Annotated in this window: 10 protein-coding genes; 4 read left to right on the forward strand and 6 right to left on the reverse strand. The window is 68.1% G+C overall.

The genetic code is table 11. The features are described 5' to 3' along the window. Positions 1–11: 11 nt before the first annotated feature. Both ACIQTU_RS14310 and ACIQTU_RS14315 read right to left on the reverse strand, forming a co-directional pair. Positions 12–2255, reverse strand: a complete 2244-nt coding sequence (locus ACIQTU_RS14310; protein ID WP_400548481.1) for a TonB-dependent receptor domain-containing protein — start codon at positions 2253–2255, stop codon at positions 12–14. Positions 2256–2386: 131 nt separating this feature from the next. Beyond that, a complete protein-coding gene (locus tag ACIQTU_RS14315) occupies positions 2387–4657 on the reverse strand; it encodes a TonB-dependent receptor domain-containing protein (RefSeq protein WP_400548484.1) in 2271 nt (756 codons plus the stop codon). Between the two features lie 162 nt (positions 4658–4819). Between ACIQTU_RS14315 and ACIQTU_RS14320 the strand changes: the two genes are divergently transcribed. Together ACIQTU_RS14320 and ACIQTU_RS14325 are read left to right on the forward strand one after the other, a co-directional pair. Further along, a complete protein-coding gene (locus tag ACIQTU_RS14320; RefSeq protein WP_400548487.1) occupies positions 4820–6730 on the forward strand; it encodes a BCCT family transporter in 1911 nt (636 codons plus the stop codon). 59 nt (positions 6731–6789) lie between these two features. Continuing rightward, on the forward strand, positions 6790–8442 hold the full coding sequence (locus ACIQTU_RS14325) for a serine hydrolase (RefSeq protein WP_400548490.1): 1653 nt from the start codon (positions 6790–6792) through the stop codon (positions 8440–8442). Positions 8443–8659: 217 nt separating this feature from the next. Here the strand turns inward: ACIQTU_RS14325 and ACIQTU_RS14330 are convergent, their stop codons facing one another. Further along, complete coding sequence (locus ACIQTU_RS14330) at positions 8660–8851, reverse strand: hypothetical protein (protein ID WP_400548493.1); 192 nt, start codon at positions 8849–8851, stop codon at positions 8660–8662. Positions 8852–9012: 161 nt separating this feature from the next. Between ACIQTU_RS14330 and ACIQTU_RS14335 the strand changes: the two genes are divergently transcribed. Next, entirely contained in the window at positions 9013–9732 is a 720-nt protein-coding gene (locus tag ACIQTU_RS14335) for a Crp/Fnr family transcriptional regulator (protein WP_400548496.1), read from the forward strand. 4 nt (positions 9733–9736) lie between these two features. On the opposite strand, the gene ACIQTU_RS14340 is transcribed toward ACIQTU_RS14335, so the two are convergent. Further along, a complete protein-coding gene (locus ACIQTU_RS14340) occupies positions 9737–10141 on the reverse strand; it encodes a hypothetical protein (protein WP_400548499.1) in 405 nt (134 codons plus the stop codon). Positions 10142–10307: 166 nt separating this feature from the next. Here ACIQTU_RS14340 and ACIQTU_RS14345 point away from each other — a divergent pair, with 166 nt between their 5' ends. Continuing rightward, positions 10308–11576, forward strand: coding sequence for a hypothetical protein (locus ACIQTU_RS14345; RefSeq protein ID WP_400548502.1), 1269 nt, complete (start codon positions 10308–10310; stop codon positions 11574–11576). Here ACIQTU_RS14345 and ACIQTU_RS14350 read toward each other — a convergent pair. Both ACIQTU_RS14350 and ACIQTU_RS14355 read right to left on the reverse strand, forming a co-directional pair. After that, positions 11506–12222, reverse strand: a complete 717-nt coding sequence (locus tag ACIQTU_RS14350) for a DUF4893 domain-containing protein (protein ID WP_400548505.1) — start codon at positions 12220–12222, stop codon at positions 11506–11508. The two genes, ACIQTU_RS14345 and ACIQTU_RS14350, sit on opposite strands and share 71 nt — an antisense overlap. Before the next feature lie 115 nt (positions 12223–12337). After that, positions 12338–13696: an ATP-binding protein gene (locus ACIQTU_RS14355; protein ID WP_400548508.1), complete on the reverse strand. Its 1359-nt coding sequence runs from the start codon at positions 13694–13696 to the stop codon at positions 12338–12340. Positions 13697–13751: the final 55 nt, after the last annotated feature.

Below are 13751 nucleotides of genomic sequence, written 5' to 3' on the forward strand. Positions count from 1 at the left end.
CAGCCCCCGGTTCACCCCCCGGTCTGCGGGGCCGAGAAGTCGAACTGCGGCTCCTGCGGCCGCTGGGTCTTGCCGAAGGTCCAGGTCAGGCCGATCAGGCCGGTGCGACCGCCCATCCAGCGCTCGGTGCGGTCGCGGAACTCGGGCGTGTCCAGCGCCACCACGTCGCGGAAATTGTCGAACAGGTCGCGCACCGTAACCTGGAGCGAAAGGGTCTCGTTCAGCTTGCGGCGGTAGCCCAGGTTGACCAGGGTGGTGGAGTCCCGCACGCCCTGGGCCAGCAACTGCTCGCCGGTCCAGACCGTCGACAGCTGGACGAAATCGGCCGTCGTCGGCTGCCAGTTCAGGTTCAGGCGACCGCTGACCACCTCGCTCGACCGGTCGGTCCCGCCGGGAATGTTCGAGGCGTCGATCTCCTGACGGAAAAGGTTGAGGGTGGCGCTGTAGCGCAGGCTTGGGTGCAGCCGCCCGTTGGCGTTCAGCTCCAGCCCCAGATCGGTGCGCGCGCCCAGGTTCTCGGGCCGGGTCAGCAGGACGCCGCCGCCGAGATCGGTCGTCACCGGGGTGAAGGCCCCGGAGGTGTCCCGGTAGTAGAGGGTGGCCTGATAGAAGGTCTGCTGGACGCGGCGCTGCCACATCAGCTCGAAGGCGTCGGTTTCCTGCTGCTTCAGGTCCGGGTTGCCCGAGGTGAAGTTGAGGGGGTCCTGATAGGTCAGGAAGGGGTTCAGCTCTGACGGTCGCGGGCGCTGCACCCGCTTGCCGTAGCTGGCGCGCAGCGTCTGGGTGTCCGACAGGGCGTAGGACAGATGCATGGTCGGATAGGCGTTGAAGTCGCTGGTCGAGCGCTTGTCGCCCGAGGTCGCCTGGTTCAGCTCACGGTCCACCTGCTCCAGCCGCAGCCCGGCCTGACCCGACAGTTTGTCGCCGAACGGACGCTCCCAGGTGGCGTAGAGGGCGTGGACCGCTTCATCGACGTGGAAGTCGTTGGACACCAGGGGATCGAGCACCTGCCCCGAAGGCGAGCCTCCCCGCCGCACCCGGTTGTCCAGTTCCAGCGACACCAGACGCAGGTCGTAGCCGGCGCGCAGCTTGCCGCCGTCCTTCAGGGGGCGGACATAGGCGCTGGTCAGGCCCAGTTGGTCGACATTGTTGACCAGCTCGATCGTCTCATAGACCGGCGGGATGACCGGGATCCGCGTCTCGGTGACGGCCTCATTGTCGAAGCCGGCGCGCACGCGGTCGAGGCGCAGTTCATTCGACCACTCGTGGCCCTGATCGTCGAAGCGGCGCAGCACCCGGCCCGTCGCGCCGACGAACTCGCCATCGTAACCGCCGCGCGTCCGGCGGCGCCAGGCCGAGCCGACGCCGCCCGCGGCCGTCTCGGCCTCATAGACATCCTGGCTGTCGTTCTCGCTGCCCATTTCGGTGTAGCGCACCTCGCCGGTCAGCTGAGTCTTGTCGCTGAGGCGGTATTCGGCGCCCAGGCGGACATTGGCGTGGTCGAAGGCGCCGTCGACGTCCTGGCGCTGACGCGCCTGCAGGAAGCGGTCGGACGCCGCGTCGAAGCGTTCGCGCAGGCGATCCACCTGCTGCACGAAGGCGTCATGGCGCAGACCGGCGTCCGCCGTCAGGGTCAGGCGGTCCTGCGTCCGCGCGACGTTAACGCCCAGGTTGTAGCGCCCGTCATCGCCGATATTGGCGCGGACCGAGCCGGTCGTGGTGGCGCCCGCGCCCCCCGCCTGCTGCGGGACGGGTTTGGTGATGAGGTTGATGACCCCGCCGGACCCTTCGGGGCTATAGGCCGCCGAGGGATTGGTCATGACCTCGATGCGGCTGTAGGGGCTCGCGGGCAGGCTGAGCACGGCCTGGGCGCGGCTCTCGCCCGACAGCAGGGCCGAGGGGCGGCCGTCGACCAGAATGGTCACGCCGGTGTCGCCGCGCAGACTGACATTGCCGTTGGGATCGACGTCCACCGAAGGCAGGTTGCGCAGGGCGTCGGCCAGGGTTCCGGTCGTGGCCTGCAGATCATCGGCAAGACTGTAGCTGACAGCGTCGATCGATGTCCGCACGTCGTTGGCGCGCCCGCGCACCACCACGTCCGCGACGGCGGCGGGCTGATCCTGGTCCTTGGCGGGCGGCGAAGTCGGCGGGGCGGGGGCGGGGGGCGGGGCGGAGGGCTGCGCTTGCGCGAGGGCTGCGCCCGCCGGCAGGGCCAGGACCAAGCCGACCAGCGGCGAGAGTTTCAATTTCGACATGACGCCCTCCCAGGCCAGGCCCACGAGCACGGCCTGAAGGCCGCGCGCCTATCAGCCATAGGCACGCAGCCCCAGTTACATCTTCGTCATGCAGTGTCGGGCAGAATCCGGCGGATGGGAGCCGCCGAGCGTCAGCCCCCGGTAGGACCGGTCGAGAAGTCGAACTGCGGCTCTGGCTTGCGCGGGCCGCCGCCGAACGACCAGGTCAGACCCAGGTAGAAGGCGCGCAAATTGATTTCTTGCTCGACCCGTTCACGGAACAGGGGCGTGTCATAGGTAGTGGCGCCGCCGAAGGAGTTGAGGATGTCGCGGGCCGTGAACTGCAGCGACAGCGTATCGTTGAGCTTGCGACGATAGCCGAGGTTCACCATCCCGCCGCTTTCACGCGTGCCCTGGGCCAGCAGTTGGTCGCCCTGCCAGAAGCCCATGACCTGGATGAAGTCCTTGGGCGTGGCCTGCCAGTTGAGGCTGAGTCGGCCGGTCAGCATCTCGCCCTCGCGATCGCGGCCGCCCGGAATGCCGGCGGCGTCGATCTCCTGGCGGAAAGCGTTGACGCTGGCGTTGTAGCGCAAGGTGGGATGCAGGCGGCCGCTGGCGGTCAGCTCGACGCCCAGGTCGCGACGGGCGCCGAGATTCTCGGGCCGGGTCAGCAAAACCCCACCACCAACGTCGGTCGCGACATCGGTGAAGGCCTTGGTCGTGTCGCGGAAATAGGCCGTGGCCTGATAGAAGCTCTGGCCGCGCCGCATCTGCCACATGGCCTCGAAGCTGTCGGTCTCCTGGGGCTCCAGGTCCGGGTTGCCCGAGCGCAGGTTCAGCGGATCGCCATAGGAGACGAAGGGATTCAGCTGGGTCGGCTGGGGCCGCTGAATGCGACGCGAATAGCTGGCGCGCAGGGTTTGCGTGTCGGTGAGCTGATACTGCAGGTGGCCGGTGGGATAGGCGCGGAAATAGTCCTGCGAGGCGCGCACCCCGTTGGTGATGTCCTCGACCTCGATGTCTGCCTGCTCCAGCCGCAGGCCGAACTGGGCCGACAGCTTCTCGCCGAAGGGGCGCTCATAGGTGGCGTAGAGAGCGTGGACGGTCTGTTCGGCCTCGAACCGGTTGCTCAGGCTCGGCACGGGGGCCAGGGCGACCTCCGATGGGCCGCGTCGAAGCAGGGTGTCCTGATCCGGACGACTGAAGCCCAGTTCATAACCCGCCCGCAGTTTCGAGCCGTCGTCCATCGGCCGGGTGTAGGCGCTGGTGAAGCCGATCGTCTCCTGAGCGTTGAGGTTCCTCTGCTGCTCATACAGCGCCGGCGCGGCCGGTGTCAGGAAAACATTGGCGCCCAGGGAGGTGTTCTCATGGTCGCTGCGGTCGTAGCGCAGCTCGTTGGACCATTCATGGCCCGAGGTATCGAACTGATGCAGCAGCCGGGCGGTGGCGCCCCAACCGTCCATGGCGAAGGCGCTGTCGCCATTGCGCGTGAAGGCGTTGGTGATCTGACCTGAAGCGTCGCGTGTCTCGAACAGGCCCCGCCCCTCGCCTTCGACGTCAAAGCGGTTGGCGCGCAGCTCTCCCGTCAGCATCGTCTTGTCGGTGAGGCGGTATTCGGCGGCGATCCGCCCGAACGCGCCCTGCTGAACAGAATCGCTTTCCTGATGCGTGGTCGTGGTCGAGGTCACGACGCCGGTCGAGTCCAATTGCTCGCGCAGCCGGTCGAAGGCGAAGGTCTGATCGTCGTAGCGATAGCTGACGTCGCCGGTCAGGGTCAGCTTGCCGCGTTGGCGCGAGCCGCTGGCGCCGACATTCCAGCGGCCGTGGTCGCCGACATTGACCCGCAGCGAACCGGTCGTGACGGTCGCGTCCGGCGCGGCGGCTGCGGCGCCCCGCGCGGCGGCGGGGACAGGCTTGGTGATGAGGTTGATGACCCCGCCCGAGCCCTCGGGACTGTAGGCCGCCGAGGGGTTGGTCATGACCTCGATCCGCGCGTAGCGGTCGGCCGGAAGTTGGAGCACGGCGTCAGCGCGATTGGGCCCCGACAGGATGGCCGAGGGGCGGCCGTCGACCAGGATGGTGACATTGCCGTCGCCACGCAGGGAGACATTGCCCTGGGGGTCGACATCGACGGACGGGACGTTGCGCAGGGCTTCGGCCAGGGTGCCGTTCGCGGCCTGAAGGTCGTCGGCCAGGCTGTAGCTGGTGGAATCGATGGAGGTCCGCACGTCGTTGGCGCGGGCGGTGACCACCACGTCGCCGACGGTGGCGGGCTGGTCCTTGTCATCAGGGGCAGGCTGGGTCGGCGGCGTCTGGCTCTGCTGCTGCGCGGGCGGCGAGGCGGGGGCGGCCTGAGCCAGGGCGACGCCCGCAGGCAGAGCCAGAACAGCGCCGAGCAGCGGCGCGAGCTTGTGTTTCGACATGGTCCGTCCCCGGTGTGGACGTCCCTCAACGCCCTTCAACCGTTGCGCGTACCAGTCGCTGTTCACGCACCACAGTTACATCTTTTTCACCCGAATGGCGGGTCTGTGGCCACTCTGTGGCGCACCCAGGGAACCTGAAGCGTCGCTGTGCGCTAGGCCCCCATGCTGACGACCAAGATGAACCCCCGTGTCTTCTGGGGGGCCAGCGCCATCGCAGGCGCCCTGCTTCTCCTCGCCCTGATCGCGCCCTCGACGTCCGACCTGATTTTCAGCGCCGCCCAGGCCTGGGTGATCGAAACCTTCGGCTGGTTCTATGTGGCGGCGGTGGCGGGTTTTCTGCTGTTCGTCACGGTCCTGGCCGTGGGGCCGACCGGACGGCTGAAGCTGGGGCCCGACGACGCCGAGCCGGACTTTCCCTATGTCTCATGGCTGGCCATGCTGTTCGCCGCGGGCATGGGCATCGGCCTGATGTATTTCGCCGTGGCCGAGCCGGTGCAGCACTATATCGCCCCGCCCGAGGCCGCGCCCGGCACCATCGACGCCGCGCGCGAGGCCATGGTCATCACCTATACCCACTGGGGCGTCCACGCCTGGGCCATCTATGCCGTGGTGGGGCTGAGCCTGGCCTATTTCGCCCACCGCAAGGGCCTGCCGCTGACCATGCGGTCCGGCCTCTATCCGCTGTTGGGCAAGCGCATCAACGGACCGATCGGCGACGCGGTCGACATCTTCGCCATCTGCGGCACCCTGTTCGGCATCGCTACTTCGCTGGGGCTGGGCGTGGCCCAGATGAACTCGGGTCTGAACTACGTCTTCGGCATCCCCAGCAGCGTCATCATGCAGGTGGGCCTGATCGTCGTCGTCATGGGAGTGGCGACCCTGTCGGTGCTGTCGGGCGTCGACAAGGGGGTGCGGCGGCTATCGGAACTGAACCTGATCCTGGCCGTCTGCCTGATGCTGTTCGTGCTGGCGGTGGGGCCGACCCTCTTCCTGCTGCGGGCCTATGTGCAGAATTTCGGGCTCTATCTGGACCACTTCTTCGTGCGCACCTTTACCCTCTACGCCTACGAGCCGAGGGCGTGGATGGCCGACTGGACCCTGTTCTACTGGGCCTGGTGGATCGCCTGGTCGCCGTTCGTCGGCATGTTCATCGCCCGCATTTCGCGCGGGCGGACGGTGCGCGAGTTCATCATCGGCGTCCTGCTGGTGCCCAGCGCCTTCACCTTCCTGTGGATGACGGTCTTCGGCAACTCGGCCATGAGCCTTGATCTCGGCGCTGCGGGCGGCGCGATATCCGAGGCCGTGCAGGCCGACCTGTCGACGGCCCTCTTCCATTTCCTCGAATACCTGCCGGGCACGGCCGTCACCTCGACCCTGGCGGTGGCTCTGGTGGCGGTCTTTTTCGTCACCTCGGCGGATTCGGGATCGCTGGTGATCGACACCCTGGCCTCGGGCGGAGCCGAGGATACGCCGCGCTGGCAGCGCATCTACTGGTGCGTGATGCAGGGCCTTGCGGCGGCCCTGCTGCTGCTGGCCGGAGGGCTGGGGGCCCTGCAGGCCGCGACCCTGGTGGCGGCCCTGCCGTTCGCGATCATCATGATCTTGCTGGCCCTGGGTCTGGCGCGGCAGATGAACGCCGACCTCAAGGGCGAGCAGGTCGAGACCGAGGCCCCGCCGATCCGTGAGCGGCTGAAGCGCATCTTCTCGCCCGCCAGCCGCAAGGACATCGCCCGCCAGATCGAGCGGCAGGGCGCGCCGGCCCTGGTCGAGGTGCGTGAAGCCCTGGTCGAGGGCGGGCTGGAGCACAGCCGGGTCGAGATGGACGAGAGCGGGGTCTGGCTGGTGGTCGAACACGCCAACGGCCGCGACTTCCTCTATCGCATCGGCGCGCGCTCGCGCCCCTTGCCGGCCCTGACCGCGCTGGAAGCCCCAGAGGCCCGGCGCGCGCTGGAATGGCGGATGACGGCACAGACCGGCGATGGGACAAGGCCCCGCGACATCACCGGCTTCACCCGCGCCCAGATCGTCGCCGACGTGCTGGAGCATCTGCAAAGGTGGCGACTGGCGGCCTGAGCCCTTGGCCCGACGGACCGGCGGCGCTAGCGTCGCCGCTCATGTCGGGAGCTTCGCCTATGTCCATCCGCCTGTCGCGCCGTGCGGCCCTGTTTTCCTCCGCCGTCGCCGCGTCGAGCGCCGCCCTGCCGGGCCTGGCCTTGGCCCAGACCCGCGCCGACACCCGCACAGACGAAGAGATCGCCGCCGCCGCCGACGCCTGGGTGCAACGCTGCATGGCCGCCTGGCCGGAGCAGCCGGCGGTGTCGCTGGCCTTGGTGCGTGACGGCAAGACGGTGCTGGCCAAGGGTTACGGCGTGCGCCGTCAGGGCAAGGCCGAACCGGCCGACGAACACACCCTGTTCGCCATCGCCTCCAACTCCAAGAACGTCACCGCCGCCTGCCTCGCCATTCTGGTCGACGAGGGCAAGGTGAAGTGGGACGAGCCGATCCGCACCTATCTGCCCGGTTTCACCCTGTCGGACCCGATGGTGGGAGAGCGCATCACCGTGCGCGACACCCTGAGCCACCGCGCCGGCTTCGGTCTGGGCGCGGGCGACCTGCTGTTCTGGCCCAACAGCGACCGGACGCGCGCCGAGGTGCTGGCCCAGGCCGCCTTCGTGCCGATCGAGGACGGGTTCCGCGAGGACTACCACTACTGCAACCTGATGTTCGTGGTGGCGGGCGCGGTGATCGAGAGGGTGTCCGGCCTGTCGTGGGAGGACTTCGTCCAGACCCGCATCTTCGACAAGCTGGGCATGAGCGAGAGCGTGCCTCTGGCCCGTCTGGCTGATCCCAAGAAGTCCGCCCTGCCCCACGCCCGCGTCGGGCCGCCGCTGCGCCTTCAGGGGCCGATGACCCAGATCGCGGCCTCCATCGCCGAGGTGTGGAACTGGGACTCGGCCGCGGCGGCGGGCGGCATCTGCGCCAGCGCGGCCGACTGGGCCAAGTGGATCGCCGTGCGCCTGAACGAGGGCCGGCTGGCCGACGGCTCGCGCCTCTTCTCGGAAGCCGCCGCGCGCGAGATGTACAAGCCCAACATCATCGTCTCGTCGTCGAACGGGCCGACGGCGGAACTGCCCAACCGTGCCGTGGCCTCGACCTACGCCATGGGCTTGCAGGTGCAGGACTATCGCGGCGAGCGGCTGGCCACCCACGGCGGCGGCTCGCCGGGCGGCATCTCCTCAACCGTGCTGATCCCCGGCCGCAAGATCGGCTTCTCAGTCTTCACCAACGCCGAGGAGAGCTTCCTGCTGCGCGCCCTGCGCTCTGGCCTGTCGGACATCGCCATGAATCAGGTCGACGTCGACTGGATCGCCGACTCCAAGAAGCGGGAGGCCGAGGGGACCGAGAAGTCGCTGAAGGCCGCCGTCGAGATCGACGCCAAGCAGGCGGCGGGCGCCCCCCCCTCCATGCCGCTGGACGCCTATGTCGGCACCTGGCGCGACCCCTGGTACGGCGACATCACCATCGAGCAGAAGACCGAGGGGCGTGGCCGCAACAGGAAGACCGGCCTGTGGCTGGCCTTCACCCATACCCCGGCGCTGCAGGGCTGGCTGGAGCCCTATGACGGCGAGACCTTCCGCACCCGCTTCCCCGACAAGCGCGAGGAAGACGCCTTCATCACCTTCAACATCGCCACCGCCAAGCCGGCGACGGCGACGCTCAAGGGCGTCTCGCCCGACATCGACTTCAGCTACGACTATCAGGACCTGCGGCTGACGCGCGTCTGACAACCAAATGAACAAATGGCGGCGAGGGCCCCTTTAAGGGACAATCAGAAGGGAGCCCCCGCTTGCCGCGATATTTCTTTCACACCGAAAACGGCCATCTGATTCCTGATGATCAGGGGCGCGCCTTCTGGACTACCCGACAGTTCCGGGTCATTGTCACGGACGACAAGCAGGACGAAGTCGTCAGGCTGACGACCTGCGCCAGTCCTCCGCCTCCCTAGACCTTCGGCCGATCGGCGACGAAGACGAGACGATCACCGTCCAGAACCTCAACCCGATGAACCTGATGCCATTCGGCCAGAACGGGGGCCAGTGAGGCCGAAATCCCGTCGTCGTGCGGACTGTCCATATGCCGAAGATGCGGCACCTCGCCCTCGCGGACGGTGATCAGACAAAGATAGGTTTTCATACGGCCGCCCCCGCGCGAAGGCCGCGCTGCGGGAACCTAGGCCGTTCAGAACCGGCCGCATTCACATATGTAAGTTCGCAAACCGGCGAAGTTCGTCATCGGGTACGGCAACGCTTGGCTTGATCGGGCGTTCGCTTCTTCGCAGCCATGGGCCCCACGTCATGACCAATGCCCTTATCGATAAACTGTCGCGCCGCGATACCGTGTCGCCCGACGAGATCGCAGCGCTTGCAGAGGTGCTTGAGCCGCCGCGCAAGGTCGACGCCAACGTCGACATCGTGCTGGAACACGCCCTCACCGACCACAGCATCCTGCTTCTGGCCGGGTTCACCGCCCGGTATTCCACCCTCTCCGACGGGCGGCGCCAGATTACCGAGATCAACGTAGCGGGCGACTTCGTCGATCTGCACAGCCTGCTGATGAAGCAGATGGATCACGGCGTGGTCACCCTGAGCCCCTGCGTCATCGCCCACGCCCCGCACAGCCGACTGCAGCGGTTGACCGAACAGCATGGACACCTGACTCGACTGCTCTGGCTCGACACCATCATTGACGCCGCCATCCATCGTCAGTGGCTGGTGGCCATGGGCCGGCGCAGCGGACTGGGGCATCTGTCCCATCTGGTCTGCGAACTGTTCACCCGCCTCAGCGCGGTCGGCCTGACCGACGGCCAGAGTTTCAACATGCCGCTGACCCAGACGGTTCTGGGTGACGCGCTCGGCCTCTCGACGGTGCACGTCAACCGCCTGATCGCCGAACTCCGTCGCGAGGGTCTGGTCCGATGGAGCAACCCTCGCGTGGATATTCTGGACTGGCCTCGCCTGGCCCGGATCGCCGAATTCGATCCGACCTATCTCAGGCTGCATGCGGCCCCGGTCTGACGCCTCAGCGTCCCGACGGGCGCTGGCCGGCCTCGAGGATGGGCATGCCCGCCTCGGTGGGAATGTAGATGGTCTGGCGGCCTTCCTTGCCGGCGGTTTCCTGCAGCATGTTGATGTAGGACCAGCGCAGATAGGCCTCGGGACCGCCGAGGGCCTCAGCCATGATGCGGTTGGCCTCGTTGGCGCCCTTGGCGCGCTCGATCTCGGCGGCGGCGGTCAGCTTGGCTGAATCCAGGGCGGCCTGAGCCTCCAGCACGCGGATGCGACGGTTCTGAACCGCCTCCTCATAGGCCGCCTTGCCCGCCATCTGCTTGGAATAGACGTTGTAGGTCGGGAAGCCGACCAGGACGACGGCGATCAGTATGCCGATGGCGATGACCGAACCGATAGTGAAACCCACGCCGCGCATCCGCGCCTCCCCTTGAATCTGAACGGCGATCAGGGTGGACGCCGGGCGTGGCCGCGGTCAAGCGCGGTTCAGCGACATCACGCCACAGGCGTATCCGATTTACGGCAGCGCTTGTCCGGCCTAGTCAGCCGCAATGATCACGGAACGTCGTTCTCAAACATCTTCCTTGCGCGTCTTGCTGGTTGGCGACGCCCGCATGGCCTTCCCCGTCGCCAAGGCCCTGGATCAGGCTGGACACAGGGTCTTCGCCGGGGTGTCGACCTCCAGCAACTATCTGGAATGGTCGCGCCATGTGAGCGGATCCTTCCGCCATTCGCCGCTGGAGCCGGGAACGGACGAGGCCCTGCCGGTCATTCTGGACTGGCTGGACCGCAGCCCCGTCGATGTCATTCAGCCGGTCAGCGAGGCCGGGTCGCGCTTCATGACGCGCCACCGGGCGGCGTTCGAGGCGCGCGGGCGGCTGATCATGCCCGAGGCCGCGACGGTCGAGACCTGCATGAACAAGACGACGATGTTCGAACTGTGCGAGACCCTGGGCGTCGCCCTGGCGCCCTATCGGCGGGTGCGCGACATGGAGGGCCTGTTCGCCGCCGCGGAGGCCATCGGCTACCCCCTGATCGTCAAGCCCGCCGTGGTCGACGCTGAACTGTTCGAGCGCAAGGCGCTGATCATCGCGGACCGGGCGCAGTTGTCCGCCGCCATGCCGCACTGGCCGGACATCCACCCCGAACTGATCGTCCAGCAATACCTCACCGGCCCGCGCCACAGCGTCATCTTCAGCGCCGATCGCGGGCGGCTGCTGGGCGCCGTCGAGATCAAGGCGGCGCGCACCCACGAATACGACGGCACCGGCTACACCACCTATGGCGTGACGGTGGAGCCGACGCCCCTGGTCCGCGAGGGGGTCGAGAAGCTGGTCGCCCACCTGGCCTATAGCTCGACCGGCTGCGCCCAGTTCATCGTCTGCCCGACAAGCGGCGCGGTCACCTTCATGGAGGTCAATCCGCGCGTCAGTCTGGGCCGGATTTCGGAATGCGCAGGCTTGCCGCACAGCCTCTGGGGGCTGCAGCTGGCCACGGACGAAACCGTTTCGGCGCCCGACGATCCCTGGGCCGTCTATCGGCGGGGGGTGCGCTATGTCTGGACCAAGGGCGACCTGAATCTGCTGATCAAGCAGGTCAAACGCCGCCAGGCGTCACCGGGCGAGTCGGTGCGGCGGCTGACCCAGATCGGGCTCGACGCCGTTCAGTGCACACATGCCATCTTCGATCCCCTGGACCCGCTGCCGGCGCTGGGCACCTACAGCAACATCCTGATCAAGCGCTGGCGACGGCACCCCGAGTATCAGCCCGGTTGGACGCCGGTCAGCGTCGCGCGGGCGCCGGAACCAGTTCGATCAGATCCAGATTGGACTCGTTCGCCGGCCAGGGGATGACCAGCCGCCAGCGCTGGTCGCCGATGCGTTCGACCACGGCCACCAGGTCGCGCTCGGGCCGCTGACCGTAGGAACGGGCGGCCGGTTCGGAGGCCAGGGCCATGGAGCCGAGGAAGACCATCTGACGGTCGTTCTCGGGGAAGAGCAGACCGCTGGGGCGCTGCGACCCGGTCAGCTTGCTGAACTTCAGGCCTGCGGGAGTCTGCTCGATGTGGCAGGCGAACCAGCCGTAAACGACATAGCCCAGGCCGCCCTCGCCGCCCTGAGAGCCCAGTTTGACGGTGCGGCAGCGGTAATTCCCGACCGGCGGCGTCGCCGAGGGACGCGCCGCGCCGGGGTCGATCAGGTCGCCCAGGCTGTTGAGGTCGCCCGATCCCGCCTGTCGCTTCGCCTGCTGCAAGGCCAGGGTCCAGGCGGCGTCGCGGCGCTGATAACGGTCGCGGTCGGCGGCGGTGATGACCCCGCGCCAGTCGCTGAGCACCGCGCCGCCCGGGGCGTCAGGCGCTGACGGCGGCGGGGGCGGAGGGGGCGGCGACGGCGTGGTCGCACAGCCCGAGAGCACCGTCGCCAGAACGCCCGAGATCAGCGCGCCCGGGATCAGGGCGCTCGCCTTGAAACGCGACTTGCCGGTCGACGAACGTGACATGGGCTCTCCCTAGCACAGGGTCGAAAAGCCCCTTGGCGTCTAGGAAGCCCTCTGAACGCGCCGCGTCAACCCTGCATGCGGACGCCGCCGTTACGCCAGAGCGTCGCCCTGCCGTTCAGGCCGCGTCCGCCGCCCCTGCCGACGCCGCGGCTTCGGGCGTGGCCGGGGCCTGCGACAGGGCGCGCGACAGGGCCTCGGCCAGGGCCGGAATCTGCAGGGGCTTGGTCAGATATTCCATAAAGCCCGCCTCGCGCCCGCGACGGATGTCGGCGAAGGCGGCGCTGGCCGACAGGGCCAGGACCGGGACGGTCCGGGTCAAGGGGTCCTCCGCCAGTCGGGTCTTGAGCTCGAAGCCGTTCATGCCGGGCAGGTTGATGTCCAGAATGATGACGTCGGGCCGCAGGTCTCGGGCCAGGCTCAGGCCGTCTGGCCCTGTCTCGGCCACGTGCAGCCGGACCCCGCCCATGGCGGTGATGACATGGCGCATCAGGGCGATGTTGGAGGGGTTGTCCTCGACATAGAGCAGCGTCGCCTCGGGCAGGTCCATCGCCGGGACGGGCGAGGCGACGACGGCGCGCGGCTGGGCTGCGGCGGCCGGCAGATGCACGGTGAAGACCGCGCCCTCGCCCTCGCGGCTTTCGGCCTCCAGCCGTCCGCCCATGGCCTGGATCAGACGCCGCGCCACGGCCAGCCCCAGACCCGCGCCCGGCACGTCGGAGGCTTCGCGGCCCAGTCGGTTGAAGGGCTGGAAAAGGTCGGTCATGCGGTCAGCGGGCAGGCCCGGACCGGTGTCGCAGACGCTGAGGCTGACGCCCTCGTCCGACTGACGCGCCTCGATCAGGACCGCGCCTTCGGGGCGATTGTATTTAACGGCGTTGGCCACCAGGGCGGTCAGGACCTGACGCAGGCGCTCACGGTCGGCGCGGGCGACAAGGCCCGCGACCGGCGGCGGTTCGCGCAGATCCACACCCGCCCCCTGCGCCATAGGGCGCAAGGTCTCGCAGACCTGACGCGCGACCAGCAGGGGATCAACCCGCTCGACGCTCAACGCCAGTCGCCCGCCCTCGATGTCGGCCAGGTTCAGCACCTCGTCGACCAGGGTCAGCAGGCGGGCGCCGGCGTCGCGGATCTGTTCGACCGCCTGATGCTGGCGGTGGGTCAGGGGATCCTGCGCCGCGTTCATCCGCATCAGGTCGGCAAAGCCGATTACGGCATTCAACGGAGTGCGCAGCTCATGGCTCATGTGGGCCAGGAATTCGGTCTTGGCCCGGTGGGCGGCCTCGACCTGGGCTGCCTGCCCCTCGGCGGCGGTCAGAGCGGTCTGCAGCTCACGCGCCCGCTGCTCGGAACAGGCCTCCAGCGTGGCGTTGACCCGCCGCAGGATCGCGACCTCGCGTCGGGCCTTCAGCGCCATCCGCACTCCCGCCCAGCAGCCCGACAAGGCCAGGGCGACCACCACCAGAACGAGTTCCATCGCACGTCCCTCCGATGCCTCGAGAGTGACGCCTATAGATTGCGGCTATGTAAAT

Origin of the sequence: Brevundimonas sp. NPDC090276, from assembly GCF_044772165.1 — a bacterium.
In the GTDB taxonomy this organism is placed as follows: Bacteria; Pseudomonadota; Alphaproteobacteria; order Caulobacterales; family Caulobacteraceae; genus Brevundimonas.

Bases quoted from the DNA above. Each gene is read 5' to 3' on its own strand.
- ACIQTU_RS14310 (WP_400548481.1), bottom strand. From the start codon at position 2,255: ATGTCGAAATTGAAACTCTCGCCGCTGGTCGGCTTGGTCCTGGCCCTG.
- ACIQTU_RS14315 (WP_400548484.1), bottom strand. From the start codon at position 4,657: ATGTCGAAACACAAGCTCGCGCCGCTGCTCGGCGCTGTTCTGGCTCTG.
- ACIQTU_RS14320 (WP_400548487.1), top strand. From the start codon at position 4,820: ATGCTGACGACCAAGATGAACCCCCGTGTCTTCTGGGGGGCCAGCGCC.
- ACIQTU_RS14325 (WP_400548490.1), top strand. From the start codon at position 6,790: ATGTCCATCCGCCTGTCGCGCCGTGCGGCCCTGTTTTCCTCCGCCGTC.
- ACIQTU_RS14330 (WP_400548493.1), bottom strand. From the start codon at position 8,851: ATGAAAACCTATCTTTGTCTGATCACCGTCCGCGAGGGCGAGGTGCCG.
- ACIQTU_RS14335 (WP_400548496.1), top strand. From the start codon at position 9,013: ATGACCAATGCCCTTATCGATAAACTGTCGCGCCGCGATACCGTGTCG.
- ACIQTU_RS14340 (WP_400548499.1), bottom strand. From the start codon at position 10,141: ATGCGCGGCGTGGGTTTCACTATCGGTTCGGTCATCGCCATCGGCATA.
- ACIQTU_RS14350 (WP_400548505.1), bottom strand. From the start codon at position 12,222: ATGTCACGTTCGTCGACCGGCAAGTCGCGTTTCAAGGCGAGCGCCCTG.
- ACIQTU_RS14355 (WP_400548508.1), bottom strand. From the start codon at position 13,696: ATGGAACTCGTTCTGGTGGTGGTCGCCCTGGCCTTGTCGGGCTGCTGG.